Origin of the sequence: Cellulomonas sp. ATA003, from assembly GCF_031582905.1 — a bacterium.
In the GTDB taxonomy this organism is placed as follows: Bacteria; Actinomycetota; Actinomycetes; order Actinomycetales; family Cellulomonadaceae; genus Pengzhenrongella.
Window position 1 is genome coordinate 1,867,542 of sequence record NZ_CP133990.1, and the last position, 13,749, is coordinate 1,881,290.

General features: G+C 73.3%; 14 protein-coding genes and 2 pseudogenes. 7 read left to right on the top strand and 9 right to left on the bottom strand.

Features of this window, described 5'->3' with window-relative positions:
- Nucleotides 1-51: 51 nt before the first annotated feature.
- The 3 genes and pseudogenes from REH70_RS09090 to REH70_RS09100 all read right to left on the bottom strand — a co-directional run.
- The gene (locus REH70_RS09090; protein WP_310753848.1) at nucleotides 52-1,137 is read right to left on the bottom strand and encodes a Gfo/Idh/MocA family oxidoreductase; all 1,086 of its coding nucleotides are present in this window, start codon (nucleotides 1,135-1,137) and stop codon (nucleotides 52-54) included.
- On the bottom strand, nucleotides 1,134-1,421 hold the full coding sequence (locus REH70_RS09095; protein ID WP_310754507.1) for a hypothetical protein: 288 nt from the start codon (nucleotides 1,419-1,421) through the stop codon (nucleotides 1,134-1,136). Before REH70_RS09095 ends, REH70_RS09090 begins: the two co-directional genes overlap by 4 nt.
- 107 nt (nucleotides 1,422-1,528) lie before the next feature.
- Nucleotides 1,529-1,960 (bottom strand): annotated as a pseudogene (locus tag REH70_RS09100) (sugar phosphate isomerase/epimerase family protein); the annotation flags it as partial.
- A 266-nt stretch (nucleotides 1,961-2,226) separates the two neighbouring features.
- Between REH70_RS09100 and REH70_RS09105 the strand changes: the two are divergent.
- Nucleotides 2,227-3,396: a Gfo/Idh/MocA family oxidoreductase gene (locus REH70_RS09105; RefSeq protein ID WP_310753850.1), complete on the top strand. Its 1,170-nt coding sequence runs from the start codon at nucleotides 2,227-2,229 to the stop codon at nucleotides 3,394-3,396.
- A 634-nt stretch (nucleotides 3,397-4,030) separates the two neighbouring features.
- Here the strand turns inward: REH70_RS09105 and REH70_RS09110 are convergent.
- The 6 genes and pseudogenes from REH70_RS09110 to REH70_RS09130 form a co-directional block, all read right to left on the bottom strand.
- Nucleotides 4,031-4,924 (bottom strand): MFS transporter, encoded by an 894-nt coding sequence (locus tag REH70_RS09110; RefSeq protein WP_310753851.1) that lies wholly within the window; start codon nucleotides 4,922-4,924, stop codon nucleotides 4,031-4,033.
- Nucleotides 4,821-5,456, bottom strand: a pseudogene (locus tag REH70_RS20595) (MFS transporter); the annotation flags it as partial. The gene REH70_RS09110 and the pseudogene REH70_RS20595, both read right to left, overlap by 104 nt.
- Nucleotides 5,457-5,497: 41 nt before the next feature.
- The gene (locus tag REH70_RS09115; RefSeq protein ID WP_310753852.1) at nucleotides 5,498-6,136 is read right to left on the bottom strand and encodes a cytidylate kinase-like family protein; all 639 of its coding nucleotides are present in this window, start codon (nucleotides 6,134-6,136) and stop codon (nucleotides 5,498-5,500) included.
- 286 nt (nucleotides 6,137-6,422) lie between these two features.
- Nucleotides 6,423-7,223 carry an ABC transporter permease gene (locus tag REH70_RS09120; protein ID WP_310753854.1) on the bottom strand — a complete coding sequence of 267 codons (801 nt, stop codon included), beginning with the start codon at nucleotides 7,221-7,223 and terminating at the stop codon, nucleotides 6,423-6,425.
- Nucleotides 7,220-8,044 carry a molybdate ABC transporter substrate-binding protein gene (gene modA, locus REH70_RS09125; RefSeq protein ID WP_310753855.1) on the bottom strand — a complete coding sequence of 275 codons (825 nt, stop codon included), beginning with the start codon at nucleotides 8,042-8,044 and terminating at the stop codon, nucleotides 7,220-7,222. Before modA ends, REH70_RS09120 begins: the two co-directional genes overlap by 4 nt.
- Nucleotides 8,045-8,047: 3 nt before the next feature.
- Nucleotides 8,048-8,464 carry a TOBE domain-containing protein gene (locus REH70_RS09130; RefSeq protein WP_310753856.1) on the bottom strand — a complete coding sequence of 139 codons (417 nt, stop codon included), beginning with the start codon at nucleotides 8,462-8,464 and terminating at the stop codon, nucleotides 8,048-8,050.
- 108 nt (nucleotides 8,465-8,572) lie between these two features.
- Here REH70_RS09130 and REH70_RS09135 point away from each other — a divergent pair, with 108 nt between their 5' ends.
- The 6 genes from REH70_RS09135 to REH70_RS09160 all read left to right on the top strand — a co-directional run bounded on the left by REH70_RS09135 (nucleotide 8,573) and on the right by REH70_RS09160 (nucleotide 13,365).
- Nucleotides 8,573-9,757, top strand: coding sequence for a ThiF family adenylyltransferase (locus tag REH70_RS09135; RefSeq protein ID WP_310753857.1), 1,185 nt, complete (start codon nucleotides 8,573-8,575; stop codon nucleotides 9,755-9,757).
- A gap of 93 nt (nucleotides 9,758-9,850) precedes the next feature.
- A complete protein-coding gene (gene glp / locus REH70_RS09140; protein ID WP_310753859.1) occupies nucleotides 9,851-10,960 on the top strand; it encodes a gephyrin-like molybdotransferase Glp in 1,110 nt (369 codons plus the stop codon).
- Nucleotides 10,951-11,130, top strand: a complete 180-nt coding sequence (locus REH70_RS09145) for a hypothetical protein (RefSeq protein WP_310753860.1) — start codon at nucleotides 10,951-10,953, stop codon at nucleotides 11,128-11,130. Before glp ends, REH70_RS09145 begins: the two co-directional genes overlap by 10 nt.
- Nucleotides 11,127-11,594, top strand: coding sequence for a cyclic pyranopterin monophosphate synthase MoaC (moaC, locus tag REH70_RS09150; protein WP_310753861.1), 468 nt, complete (start codon nucleotides 11,127-11,129; stop codon nucleotides 11,592-11,594). The genes REH70_RS09145 and moaC overlap by 4 nt, the downstream gene beginning before the upstream one ends.
- 109 nt (nucleotides 11,595-11,703) lie before the next feature.
- The gene (locus tag REH70_RS09155) at nucleotides 11,704-13,122 is read left to right on the top strand and encodes a sugar porter family MFS transporter (RefSeq protein ID WP_310753862.1); all 1,419 of its coding nucleotides are present in this window, start codon (nucleotides 11,704-11,706) and stop codon (nucleotides 13,120-13,122) included.
- A 120-nt stretch (nucleotides 13,123-13,242) separates the two neighbouring features.
- Nucleotides 13,243-13,365, top strand: a complete 123-nt coding sequence (locus REH70_RS09160; RefSeq protein WP_310753864.1) for a hypothetical protein — start codon at nucleotides 13,243-13,245, stop codon at nucleotides 13,363-13,365.
- Nucleotides 13,366-13,749 lie beyond the last annotated feature (384 nt).

Genomic DNA, 13,749 nt, shown 5'->3' on the forward strand with positions numbered 1-13,749 from the left:
TGTCGGTGCGGGGAGCGGGCGCCGGGTGGCCCGCCGGGGACGTGCGGTTGGTCAGAGGGTGACCGGGACGCCGGTGCGCGCGGACTCGTAGATCGCCTGCACGAGCTGGACGGCATTGCGCCCTTCGGCGCCGTCGACCAGCGGCCGGCGGCCCTGCTCCGCGGCGTCGATGAAGTCGAGCAGCTGGGCCCGGTGCGCCTGGCCCCAGACATCCGCGGGCGAGCCGACGGTGGCCGCACCCGCGACCACGGACTCGTCGACCGCCTTCGTCGCGGCGCGCGTGCCGCCGGTCGCGACCTGTACGGCGTGGGCGTTGGCCGCCTCACCGGCGCGCGTGACGCCGTCGACGGTCGCGAAGGTCGCGAGCCGGTCGCCCTCGATCACGGCGCCACCGCGGGTGCCGTGCACGCCGAGGCGTGCGGGGAAACCGGGGTAGGCCGCGGTCGACGCCATGATCGTGCCGACCGCGCCGTTCGCGAACTCCACGGTCGCGCAGACGACGTCCTCGACCTCGATGCGCTCGTGTGCGGCAGTGCGGGCCTGGGCGTAGACGGTCCGCACCGGTCCGCAGGTCCAGCGCAGCAGGTCGATCGTGTGGATGCCCTGGTTCATCAGCGCGCCGCCACCGTCCAGCGCGTACGTGCCGCGCCACTCGCCGGAGTCGTAGTACTCCTGGGTCCGGTACCACGGCACCCGCGCCTCGGCGAGGACGAGGCGGCCGAGGTCGCCGTCGTCGACCGCCGCCTTGACGATCTGCGACGCGGCGTCGAAGCGGTGCTGGGAGATCACGGCGAGCGTCGCGCCGGACTGCGCCTGCGCGGCGAGCAGGCGGTCGCACGCCTCGAGCGTGACCTCCATCGGCTTCTCGACGACGACGTGCTTGCCGGCGAGGAGCGCCGGCACGCCGACCTCCGCGTGCAGGCCGCTGGGCGTGCAGACCGTGACGGCGTCGATGGTCGGGTCGGCGAGGACGTCCTCATAGGGCGCGGCCTTGATCCCGAACTCGCTCGCCAGGGCCTCGGCGCGCGCGGGGACGACGTCGGAGCAGACGACGAGCTCGGCGCGGCCCGCCAGCTCCAGCAACGCGCGGACGTGGGTCGGGGCGATGACGCCGGACCCGACAAGTGCGAACCTCATCGGTAGAGGACCCCTTCGGAGTCGAGGATGGCCGTGAAGGCTCGGGTGGCCCGGACGAAGTTGTCCGGCCCCGAGAACCCTCCCAGAGGATGAGCCGAGGCCAGGTGCGGCTCCATCGACACGAAGCCCTCGTAGCCGTCGTCGGCCAGGGCGCGGACCGTCTCGCGCAGGCGACCGTCACCCTCACCGGCGGCCACGACCTCGCCGGTCGCGAGCACGGCGTCCTTGATCTGGATGTAGTCGGTGTACGGGCGCAGGAGCGTGTAGGCGTCGGGGAACGGCACGACGCCGCACTGGACGTAGTTGGCCGCGTCCCACGCGAGTCGCAGGGCGGGGAGTCGACGGCCGTGACCAGGTCGTGCACCCGCTCGGGAAGGTCGCCGAAGATGTCCTTCTCGTTCTCGTGAACCATCACGACGCCGCCCGCCGCGGCCTTCTCGGCCAACGCGCTCATGCGGCGCACGACCTCGTCGCGGTGGTCCTCGGGGCGCTGGTCGGCCGTGAGGAAGAAGGAGAACACCCGGATGTACGGGGCGCCGAGCATCTGCGCGACCTCGACGGCGCGGTCCATGCGGCGCAGGTGCTCATCGAAGTCGTCGGTGACGTTGATCTTGCCGATCGGCGACCCGATGGACGACACACCGATCCCGTGCGCGTCGAGGATGCGCCTGACCTCGACCACCTGCTCGTCGGTCAGGTCCAGGACGTTCACGTCCCAGGCGCTGCGGAACTCCAGGTGACGGATGCCCAGGTCGGCGAGCACGGCGCACTGCGTCTCGGGGTCCGGGTCGATCTCGTCGGCGAAACCGGACATGACCCACATCGTCGTCGTCCTCCAGGAAGGGGAAGGGGCACTCGGCGGCGCTCCACGGGACGCCGGCCGCAGCCGGATCCGGGGAGCCGTTGGTGAGACGCTAGGAGTGGCGCCGCAGAGATGGCAACCGATTGCGCTGTGTTGCCACGCCGGCCCGCCACGGCGACGCCTCCGGACCGGCGGCGGGGCTGGCAACTTGAGGCAACCGCTTGCAGGACCGGTGGCGCCCTGCGTGGATGGTTTCGGCGCAATCCCACCTGACGAAGGAGCACTCCATGGCGGACACCGTCCGGCTCGGCATCATCGGTCTCGGTCAGCAGGGCGGCATGTACGCCAAGCTGATCAGCGAGGGCCGGGTGCCCCACATGACCATCGGCGCCATCTGCGACACGGACCCGGCCAAGCGCGACGCGGTCCGCGCGACGTACCCGGGCGTGGCCGTGCACGAGGACTGGCGCGCGATGCTGGCGTCCGGTGACGTCGACGCCGTCGTGACGACCGTCCCGCACTTCCTCCACCCCGAGATGGGCATCGCGGCGCTCGAGGCGGGCATCCACGCGCTCGTCGAGAAGCCGGCCGGGGTCTACACCCGCCAGGCGAACGAGCTCATCGAGTTCGCGGCGACGAAGCCCGAGCTCACCTTCGGGATCATGTTCAACCAGCGGATGAACCCGCTCTACCAGCGGCTGAAGGAGATCGTCGAGAACGGCGAGATCGGGCGGATCCGCCGGAGCAACTGGATCATCACCACCTGGTGGCGGCCGCAGGGCTACTACGACTCCAGCGCCTGGCGCGCGACGTGGGGCGGCGAGGGCGGCGGCGTGCTCGTCAACCAGGCACCGCACCAGCTCGACCTGTGGCAGTGGATCTGCGGCGTCCCGGAGAAGGTGTACGCCAAGCTCGGCTACGGCGTGAACCGTGACATCGCGGTCGAGAACGACGTCACGGCGTTCGTCGAGTACGCCGACGGTGCCACCGGCACCTTCGTCACCTGCACCTACGACATCGATGGCACCGACCGGTTCGAGATCCTCGGCGACCAGGGCAAGATCGTCGTCGAGGGCAGCAAGCGGGCCATCGTGACCCGGCTGCGCAAGCCGGAGGCCGAGCTCAGCGCGAGCATGGACATGGACGACGTCATGAAGCTGTTCATGGGTGGTGTGGACTTCGACACGCTGTACACGCAGGAGACCATCGAGCTCGAGTCGCCGTTCGGGCAGCAGCACTCCGACGTGCTGGAGAACTTCGCGCTCAACATCCTCGACGGCACCCCGCTCATCGCGCCCGGTGCCGACGGCATCAACGGCGTCCGGCTCGCCAACGCGATCCACCTGTCCGACTGGACCGGCCAGGAGGTCCCGTTGCAGTTCGACGACCAGCAGTACCTCGACCTGCTCAACGCCCGCATCCGCGACGAGGGCACGTTCCCCGTGCGCCCCGCCTGACGCAGCCCCGCTCACCGGCCGGCGGCTTCCCCTCGTGGGGAGGCCGCCGGCCGACGTGTGTCTGCGGTCCGCTGGCAGAGCCGCACGCTGCGGGTGACCGGGCCGGAGGTCGTGGGACGACCCGACGGCGACGAGGTCGGTGGGACTCGCGACGAGGACGCCCGACGTCGGACGCCGTCGCGGCCCGCGTGAGCACGCGGCAGGACTCGCTCGGCAGGAGCTGGCGCTGCGACTCCGTACCGCCGATCGCGTCCTCACGATCGAGCACACGGGCCGCTCTCGGTACCCACTGCAGGGGCTCATGCCACGTGCCGATACCCGAGCTGTGGCGTGGGCACCGCCGCGTGGACAGCCGGAGTCTCACGTCTCGTGTGCTGGGTCAGCGGGTGGCGATCGCGAACAGGTGCTGGTCGATCGACCGTAGGGCGACGGTCTCGGCCGGTGCACTCTCTCGCCTGCGCTGCGGTGGGTGAACCCGGCTCGGCAGCGGATTCCACGCACGGACGGGTACGGCCCGACGGGAGTGGTCGTGCCCCGGGTGCACAGCTCGTGAGCTGCTGCACGCGGAGCACGACCACTCCCGCACGGGCCGATGGAGGTCAGCGGCCGGCATCGGCCGCCGAGCCGAGCGGCGTCAGCGCGGCGTCGGCGCCGCACGTCGGGCGGTGATCTCGGCGGAGATCTCGCGGAACTTCTCCTCGGTGAGCGGGTAGAAGAACATCACCGCGAGGGACAGCAGCGTGAAGGCACCGATGAGGCCACCCGCGTAGAGCTGGATGTTCTCCGACACCCCCGGCTCCTGCGAGTCCCCGGACGAGGCCAGGGCTGCGCTGAAGCCGGCGAAGGTGAGCGCGAACCCGCCGACGAACCCACCCAGCGCCTGGCCCATCTTGCGGGTGAAGGAGAACACCGCGTAGGTCGTGCCCTCGGTCCGGTTGCCGGTCTTCCATTCGCCGTACTCGACGGTGTCCGCCTCCAGTGCCCACATGAGGGTGTTGACCCCGTTGAGCCCGATGCCGATGAGGAAGAAGGCGACCAGGCCCAGCCACGGCTGCGCTCCGAGCGGGGCGAACGCCAGCACGGCCGCGCCGAGGAGGCTGAAGAGGCCGAACACGATGTAGCCGACGCGCTTGCCGATCGTGCGCACGACGGTCGGGATCAGGGGGCCGACGACGAAGAGTGCGAGCGTCTGGGCGAGGGTGTTCCAGGCGATGTACGCGGCGTCCTGCTGGACGTAGATGGCGATGTAGGACCCGAGGGTGCTGAACGCGGTGATGCCGGTGAGGAACAGGACCGCGCCGAGCGAGAGCAGCAGCAGCGGCTTGTTCGTGGTGAGAGTTCTCCAGGCTGTCGCGCAGCGACACGGGAGTGGTCGGGCGGCTGACCTGCTCCTCGGTGTTGAAGACGAGGAACAGGTACAGCGCCATGCCGACGACCACGAAGGCGGCCGTGGTGATGAACAGCGACTGCTGGAGCTCCAGCGGGTTCTCGATGTTCTCGCGGATCTGCGGCGCGATGATGAACGCAAGTGCGAGGACCGCGATCGCGGCGCCGTAGCCGCGGAACGCGGCGAGCTTGCCGCGTTCGACCGGGTTCTGGGTGATCGCCGGCGCCATGGAGCCGTACGCGATGTTCACGAGCGTGTAGAAGATCGACCCCATCGCCAGGTAGGTGACGTACATGTAGGCGACCGCCGCACCGCCGGAGATGTCCGGGAAGAACGTCCGGGCGGAGTAGATCGCCATGCTCGAGAGCAGCAGCGGCAACGAGAACCACAGGATGAACGGCTTGAACTTGCCGAGCCTGCCCGGTCGCTTGGCGTCGATGGCACGCCCGACGGCCAGGTCGGTCACCGCGTCCACGAAGCGGACGACGAGGAACATCGTCCCGATGACGGCTCCCTCGACCCCCACGACGTTCGTGTAGTAGAGGATGAGGAACATCCCCGCCATGGTGAACGAGAGGTTGTTCGCGGCGTCCCCGGCGGCGTACGCCAGGTAGTTGCGCAGGGTCAGCGTTCTCGGGGCGACCGGGGTGTCGGGCGACGTGACGGCGTTCATGCGAGGGCTCCTTGAGGGGGACGTGGCGCTGTCGTGGGTGCTCACCGGGTTCCCACCTTCACGGCCTGGACGATGGCCTGGGCCACGGCGTCCAGCGGGATGCGGCCTGTGTTGAAGACGACGTCGTAGCGGTCGGGCAGACGGGGATCCCACCCGTACAGCACGGTCGACATCCGGGCCCGGACCTCGTCCTCGCGCACCTGCCGCTCGGCGGCGCGCTCCGGGGAGATGCCAGCGGTCCTGGCCGCGCGGGCGACACGGTCCTCGACGGACCCGGTGAGGAGCACGTGCACGGTGTTCGGCCGGGTCGCGAGGACCACGGCGCCGTTCCGGCCGACGATGACGCCGCCGGCCTCAGCGCTGGCCCACAGCGAGCGGTTGTTGTCCATGACGAGGTCGTACTTCTGCTGCTGCGTCGTCACGACGTCCCGGCCCTCGAAGCCGCCGTACGCGCCGCCCATCGCGGAGTAGACGGTGGAGAGCACGGCGTTGCGCTCCAGACCGGCGTCCTCACCGGCCTCCAGCTCCTGGGAGGTGAACGCCTGCGCATGGAACGGCAGGCCGAGCGCCTCGGCGACCATGGCGCCGACCTCCGCCGCGCCCGCTCCGTAGTGCTCGAAGATGGTCACGACCGGGGCCATGGCGGCCCCTGCCGTCGTACGCGCTGTGGGTGTGCTCATCGGGACTCCCTCACCTGGACTGTGATGTCGGCAGCGGACCCTCGTGCGCGGGGGCCGCGGTGCGTGCGTCCGCGCGGTCCGATCGGTCGGATCGAGCGGTGTCCGTCCACGCCGGCTCGGTGCGGGGTAGGCGGGGTCGACCGGTCGCGCGGACCTGGTGCGACCGGAGCGTCGTCGCGCCGCGGGCCGCTGTCGTCCGGGCCGCTCTGCACGAGGACATGTCCCTAGTGGAGTCCATGCGGCATCACCGTGGCAATCGGTTGCTGCCAGTTGCCGCCGTGCGGGGTCACCGCAGCCAGCGGTCGCGCAGCAGGACGATCACCGCGAGGCACACCCCGAGCAGCACGAGGCTGAGCGCGAGGGCGGCGTCCGGGTCGCGGCCGAGCGCCTGGTAGACGCTGAGCGGCAAGGTCTGCGTGCGCCCGGGGAAGCTCCCGGCGAATGTGACCGTCGCGCCGAACTCGCCGAGCGCCCGCGCCCACGCGAGCACCGCCCCCGCCGCGACCGACGGCGCGACGAGCGGCAGCGTGATCCGCCGCAGCGTCGTGACGCGGGACGCCCCGAGCGTCGCCGCCGCCTGCTCGAGCCGGCCGTCCGACCCGCGGAGGGCACCCTCCACGGTCACGACGAGGAACGGCATCGCGACGAACAGCTGGGCGAGCACGACGGCGGCCGGCGTGAACGCGAGCGTGACGCCCCACCGGTCCAGCCACCCGCCGACCGGTCCGCCGCGGCCGAGCACCGCGAGCAGCGCGACACCGCCCACGACCGGGGGCAGGACGAGCGGCAGCGTGACGACACCACGGACGACCCGGGTCCAGCGGCTGCGACCACGGGCCAGGTACCACGCCAGCGGCACTCCGAGGACCACCGACAGGGCGGCGGAGAGGGTCGACGTCCACAGCGACAGCCCGAGGGACTGGCGCACCTCGGCGGTGGCCAGCACGTCGAGGTCACCCCACGGCGCCTCGACCAGCAGACCGGCGAGCGGCAGGGCGAGGAACGCGAGCCCGATGGCGGCCGGGACAGCGACGAGCAGTCCCGCACCCCGGCCGGCGCCCGATGTCCTGCCGGCGCGCCGGCTCACGGCGGCATGAACCCGGCGTCGGCGAGCACGCGGGCGCCGTCGTCGGACAGGACGTGGTCGACGAACGCCCGGGCGAGCGCGGGCACGGTGGCGTCGGGCAGGGCGGCGACGGGGTAGGTGGAGACCGAGTTCAGGTCGTCCGGCACCGCGACGGCCCGCACCCGGCCCCGCTGGACGACCGGCGCCGTCGGGCGCACGTCGGAGGCGTAGACCAGCCCCGCGTCGACCTGCCCCCACACCACCTGGGTGAGGACCGCGGCCACGTCGGTGCTGAAGGTGACCGGGTCGGCGGTGACGCCCGCCGCGGCGAGCACCCGCTCACCGGCGGCGCCGCACGGCACCTCGGGCCGGCACAGCGCGAACGGCACCCGGGTGAGGTCGGCGAGGGAGTCGACGTCGGCGCCGGGGGCGACCGCGAGGGCGACCCGGTTGCGCGCGAACACGACCGGCGTCGTCCCCGGCCACGCCTCGACGGCGATCGCCATGGTCGCGGGGTCGGCGGTCGCGAGGACGTCGGCCGGGGCGCCCGCGGCGACCTGGGCAGCGAGCGCCTGGCTCGGTCCGAGGCTCAGGCGCACGGTCAGCCCCGGGTGCGCGGACTCGAACCCGTCCGCCAGCACCTCGAACGCCTCACCGAGCGAGGCGGCCGCGACCACCGTCAGCACCTGTCCCGACGCGGCCCCACGTTCGTCGCCGCCGGCGCCGCGCGCGTCACCCCCGGCACCAGCCGGGTTCGTGGGCCCACCGCTGACCTGGAGCGCGGCACCGGCCAGCATGGTCACCGCCGCCGCCACCGCGAGCACGGTGAGCCGCCCGGGCACCGGTCAGCCCCGCTCGACCGACACGGCGGTCGCCTTGACCGAGGCCGTCGCCAGCACCCCGGGCTCGAGGCCCAGCTCGTCGGCGGCCTCGCGGCTCATCAGGGAGACCACCCGGTGCGGGCCCGCCTGGATGTCGACCTGCGCCATCACCGCGTCCCGCACCACTCGCGTCACCAGGCCCGTGAACCGGTTCCGCGCCGAGTGGCGCGTCGTGAGGGCTGCGGCGGTCGTCGTGGGGGCGGCCGACGACGTCGGCGCGGCGAGCTCACGCGCGAAGGCGGCGAGGACGGCGCCGTCGACGGCCTGCCGGCCCGCGTCGTCCGTCGTCGTGGGGAGTCGGCCGGCCTCGGCCCAGCGTCGCACGGTGTCATCGCTCACGCCGAGCAGGTCGGCGGCGTCGCGGATGCGGTACGTCGGCACCGGGCAAGTCTACGCACGTGCGGCGTCCAGAACCCCTGGCGTCCGCAGGCGCGGCAGCGCACGTTGGGGTGAGGCGCTCCATCACCGGACCGCACCTAGGCTGACGTGGTGCCGTTGCCCCCGCTGGTCCCGCCCGGCCCGCCGCTGACGTCCGCGCAGGTGCAGCGCTGGTCGCGGCACCTGCTGCTCCCGCAGGTGGGCGAGGTCGGGCAGCGCCGCCTGGCGGCGGCCCGCATCTGCGTGGTCGGCGCCGGGGGACTGGGTGCACCCGTGCTGTCCTACCTCGCGGCCGCGGGGGTCGGTCATCTGGGCGTGGTCGACGACGACGACGTCGAGCTGAGCAACCTCCAGCGCCAGGTGCTGCACGGCACGGACGACGTCGGGCGTCCCAAGGTGGACAGCGCGCGCGACGCCGTGCACGCGCTCGACCCGGGCGTGGACGTGGTCGTGCACCGGCTGCGTCTCACCCCCGACAACGTCGACGCGGTGCTCACCGGCTACGACCTCGTGATCGACGGCACCGACAACTTCCCGACCCGCTACGCGGTCAACGACGCGTGCGTGCGGCTGGGCCTGCCGGAGGTGTGGGCCTCGGTGTACCGGTTCGACGCCCAGGTCTCGGTGTTCTGGGGGCGTCCGCCCGACGGCGTCCCGGCCGTCCAGCTGCGCGACCTGTTCCCGGCACCGCCGCCGCCGGGCAGCGTGCCGTCGTGCGCGGAGGGTGGTGTGCTCGGGGCCCTGTGCGGGCAGGTCGGGTCGGTCATGGCGGCCGAGGCGGTCAAGCTCGTCGTCGGGATCGGGGAGCCGCTGCTCGGGCGTGTGCTCGTCCTCGACGGGCTCGCGTCCCGCTGGTCGGAGGTGCCGCTGGTGGGCGACCCGGCCCGCGCGGCGTCCGGGGCCGCGGCCGACCCGGCGCCGCCCGTGACCGGTCCCGCACCCGACGACGCGGCGGACTCCCACGCCGTCCCGACCCTCACCGCCCGCGAGCTCGCGGACCGCCTCACCGCGCGCGACGGGGGCACCGACGACTTCCTCCTGGTCGACGTCCGCGAGCCCGGGGAGCGCGCCGTGGTCGCCGTCCCGGGGGCGGTGAGCGCACCGCTCGCGACGGTCCTCGAGGGGCGCGCCGACCTGCCACGCGACGTCCCGCTGGTGCTGCACTGCCGCAGCGGCGCCCGCTCCGAGCAGGCAGCGCGCGCCCTGCGCGCCGCCGGGTACGACGACGTGCGGCACCTGGCAGGCGGGGTGCTCGCATGGGTCGCCGACGTCGACCCGACCCTGCCCACCTACTGACCCCGTCCTCCGTCAGCCCCGCAACCCGCAGCCCCGCAACCCGTAGCCCCGCAGCCCACCTGCACCCACCACCCGACGTCCCGGAGGTACCCCGTGCGCACCGTGCCCGAGCACCGCAGGGCGGCGTTGGCGCTCGTCCGACCGCTGCCCGTCACCCACGTCCCGATCGCGGAGGCCGACGGGCTCGTGCTCGCCGAGGACGTCGTCGCCCCCGAGGCGCTGCCGCGGTGGGACAACTCCGCGATGGACGGGTACGCGGTGCGGGCCGCGGACGTCGCGGCCGCCACCGCGGACAGTCCGGTCGGTCTGCGGGTCCTCGCCGACCTGCCCGCCGGCAGCGAGGCCGAGCCCGAGGTGACCGCCGGGACGGCCGCCCGGATCATGACCGGCGCCCCCGTGCCGCCCGGCGCCGACGCCGTCGTCCCGGTCGAGGTGACCGACGGCGGCACCGTCCACGTCCTCGTCACGGCGCCGGCCGCACCCGGCGCGCACGTGCGCCGCGCCGGGGAGGACCTCGCCGCCGGCGACCCGGTCCTGGCGGCCGGCGCGCTGCTCGGCCCGGCGCAGGTGTCGGCCGCGGCGTCGGTCGGCCGGGGCACGCTCGCGGTGCACCGGCGCCCGCGGGTCGCCGTGCTGTCCACCGGCAGCGAGCTCGTCACGCCCGGGCAGCCGCTGCGCCGTGGGCAGATCCCGGACTCCAACTCCTACCTCCTGGCCGCGCTGGTGCGGGCCGCGGGGTGCGACGCCGTCCGCCTCGGCGCGGTGCCCGACGACGCCCCGACGCTGCGCGCCCTCCTCGCCGGCTGGGACGACGCCCCGCCGGACGAGCGCGTGGACGCCGTCATCTCCTCCGGCGGCGTGAGCATGGGCGCGTACGACGTCGTCAAGGAGGTCCTCGCCGACGACGCCGGCATGGAGTTCGTCGCCGTCGCGATGCAGCCGGGCAAGCCGCAGGGGATCGGGCGGCTGCCCGGCGGGACGCCGGTGCTCGCGCTGCCCGGCAACCCGGTGAGCGCGTTCGTGTCCTTCCACGTGTTCGTCCGGCCGGTCCTGCACCGGCTGCGTGGTCTCGCCGTGCCGTCCGACGACGGGGGCCACGGCAGCTCGGGCGGCGACGAGGGCGGCGCCCCGGGCAGCGACGGGATCGCGGTCGTCGTCGACGGGTGGCGCACCCCGTCGGCCGGGAGCAGTACATGCCGGTGACCCTGGCGGCCGGTCCGGACGGCCTCCGTGCCCGCCGGGCCGTCCGGGGTGGGTCCGGCTCCCACCTCGTGGCCGGGCTGGCCCGCGCCCACGCCCTGGCCGTCGTGCCGGCCGACGTCGAGCAGGTCGAGCCCGGGGATAGGGTGCGCGTCATGCGGGTGGACCGATGACCTTCACGCACCTCGACGGCGCCGGGCACGCGCGCATGGTCGACGTCACGGCGAAGCAGCCGACCGTGCGCTCGGCCACCGCGTCCGGCACGGTGCGCTGCGCCCCGCACGTCGTCGCGGCGCTGCGCGCCGGTGACGTCCCGAAGGGTGACGTCCTCGCGGTCGCCCGCATCGCCGGGATCAGCGCGGCCAAGCGCACGGCCGAGCTCCTGCCGCTCGCGCACGTCATCGGCGTGCACGGCGTCACCGTCGACCTCGAGATCGACGACGACGGCGTCCAGGTCACCGCGACCGTGCGCACCGCCGACCGCACCGGTGTCGAGATGGAGGCGCTGACCGCCGTCAGCGTCGCCGCGCTCGCGGTCGTCGACATGGTCAAGGGCATGGACAAGGGCACGTCCGTCGCCGACGTCCGGCTGCTCGCCAAGACCGGCGGGAAGTCCGGGGACTGGCACCGCGCCTGACCGGTGCCGCGCACCGCGGCTGACCTGCGACGCCACCCCTGGCGGTCCCGGTGGCGGCTCCCCGACGGCAGCGGTAGACATCAGGGGCCCCGCCGACCGAGGAGATCCGATGACCGCCGCCGCCACGCCCACCGAGCAGTTCCACACCGGACGGGTCGTCATGCTGGCCACGGTGGCCGCGCTCGGCGGGTTCCTGTTCGGGTTCGACACCGCCGTCATCAACGGCGCCGTCGACGCCGTGCGTGACGAGTTCGCCATGGGGGCCGGCCTGACCGGCTTCGTCGTCTCATCGGCGCTGCTCGGCTGCATCGCCGGCGCGTACCTCGCCGGGCGTCTTGCGGACCGCGTGGGACGCATCCGCGTCATGGTCCTCGCCGCCGTCCTCTTCCTCATCAGTGCGATCGGGTCCGGGCTGTCGGTCGGGCCGGTCGACCTCATCGCGTGGCGCGTGATCGGCGGCATCGGCGTCGGCGCGGCGTCGGTCATCGCCCCGGCGTACATCGCGGAGATCTCGCCGGCCGCCGTCCGGGGGCGGCTCGGCTCGCTCCAGCAGCTCGCGATCGTCACCGGCATCTTCGTCGCACTGCTGTCCGACGCGCTGCTCGCCGCTCTCGCCGGCGGTGCCGCGGAGGAGCTGTGGCTCGGGCTCGAGGCATGGCGCTGGATGTTCCTCGCCGAGATCGTCCCCGCGCTGGCGTACGGGATCCTGTCCCTGCAGATCCCCGAGTCGCCCCGCTACCTCGTGGCCAAGGGCGACCCCGAACGTGCGCGGGCCGTCCTGGGCCAGGTGCTCATCACCGGGGTGCGGGAGCGGATCGAGGAGATCCGCCGGACCGTCAAGCTCGAGTCCCGCACCTCGTTCGCGGACCTGCGCAAGCAGGGCGGCGGCGGGCTGCTGCCGATCGTGTGGATCGGCATCGCGCTGTCGGTGTTCCAGCAGTTCGTCGGGATCAACGTCATCTTCTACTACTCGACGACGCTCTGGCGGTCGGTCGGGTTCACCGAGGCCGACGCCCTGACCCAGACCGTCATCACCTCGGTGACGAACATCGTCGTCACGCTGGTCGCGATCTCGCTGATCGACAAGGTCGGCCGCCGCAAGCTGCTGCTCGTCGGCTCCGCCGGCATGTTCATCATGCTCGGCGTCCTCGCGTTCGTGTTCAGCACCGCGGAGCTGGTGGAGAACGCCGAGGGCGTGCTCGAGCCGGTCCTCGGTGACACCGCGGGCGTCATCGCGCTCATCGCGGCGAACGGCTTCGTCGTCTTCTTCGGCGTGTCCTGGGGCCCGGCCGTCTGGGTGCTCCTCGGCGAGATGTTCAACAACCGCATCCGCGGGACGGCGCTCGGCCTGGCCGCAGCCGCGCAGTGGCTCGCCAACTTCGCGATCTCGACGTCGTTCCCGGCCATGGCCGAGGTCGGGCTGTCCTTCGCCTACGGCTTCTACACGCTGTTCGCGTTCCTGTCCCTGCTGTTCGTGGCGAAGTTCGTGCCGGAGACCAAGGGTCGACAGCTCGAGGACATGGCCTGACCCGAGCGGCGCCGCCGGAGCCCTGATCGCCCGGTGCATCGCCGTGCTCAGTCAGCGGCGCACCGCGGGGGCGAACAGGGCGGAAGGTCGCGCATGGCGCCCCGACCGCCACGACCTCAGGTGACCGAGCCGTCGGCGGACCCGCTCGAGGTGTCGATCTCCCGGCTCGTCGCGGAGCAGGTCGGCGCTCGCGGCGACGGCGACGGACTGAGTGGCGAGCAGAACGCCTCCTCGGCCCGGTGACGCGCGCCGAGGAGGTGGAGCTGCTCCGGCTCGCGGGACGGGCCGGGTGGCGCCCCGTCGCCTCACGGCACGGGAAGCACGCCGTCGTCCGCACCGCGGGCCGGTGGGAGGTGCGACGCACGTCGATGCTCGGCCTCACCGCCGCACGCGCCGGCCGGGACGCTGGACGGTCGCCACGACACGCTTCCCCGACTGCTTCCTGATCCGGCCGCTCGGCTCCTCGGACGACTCCGCTCGGGACCGGTGACGCGACCGGTCGGGCTCGGGTGCTGCACGGGTCCTGTCGCCGGAGCCCGGCCGCTGCCAGACTGGAGAGGTCACCGACGGCCTCCCGTGCGCGACCGCCCTCCTGACGGCCGCGTGGTCCCGGAAGGATCCGCTCAT

Bases quoted from the DNA above. Each gene is read 5' to 3' on its own strand.
- REH70_RS09105 (WP_310753850.1), top strand. From the start codon at position 2,227: ATGGCGGACACCGTCCGGCTCGGCATCATCGGTCTCGGTCAGCAGGGC.
- moaC (WP_310753861.1), top strand. From the start codon at position 11,127: ATGACCTTCACGCACCTCGACGGCGCCGGGCACGCGCGCATGGTCGAC.
- REH70_RS09155 (WP_310753862.1), top strand. From the start codon at position 11,704: ATGACCGCCGCCGCCACGCCCACCGAGCAGTTCCACACCGGACGGGTC.
- REH70_RS09115 (WP_310753852.1), bottom strand. From the start codon at position 6,136: ATGAGCACACCCACAGCGCGTACGACGGCAGGGGCCGCCATGGCCCCG.
- REH70_RS09145 (WP_310753860.1), top strand. From the start codon at position 10,951: ATGCCGGTGACCCTGGCGGCCGGTCCGGACGGCCTCCGTGCCCGCCGG.
- REH70_RS09090 (WP_310753848.1), bottom strand. From the start codon at position 1,137: ATGAGGTTCGCACTTGTCGGGTCCGGCGTCATCGCCCCGACCCACGTC.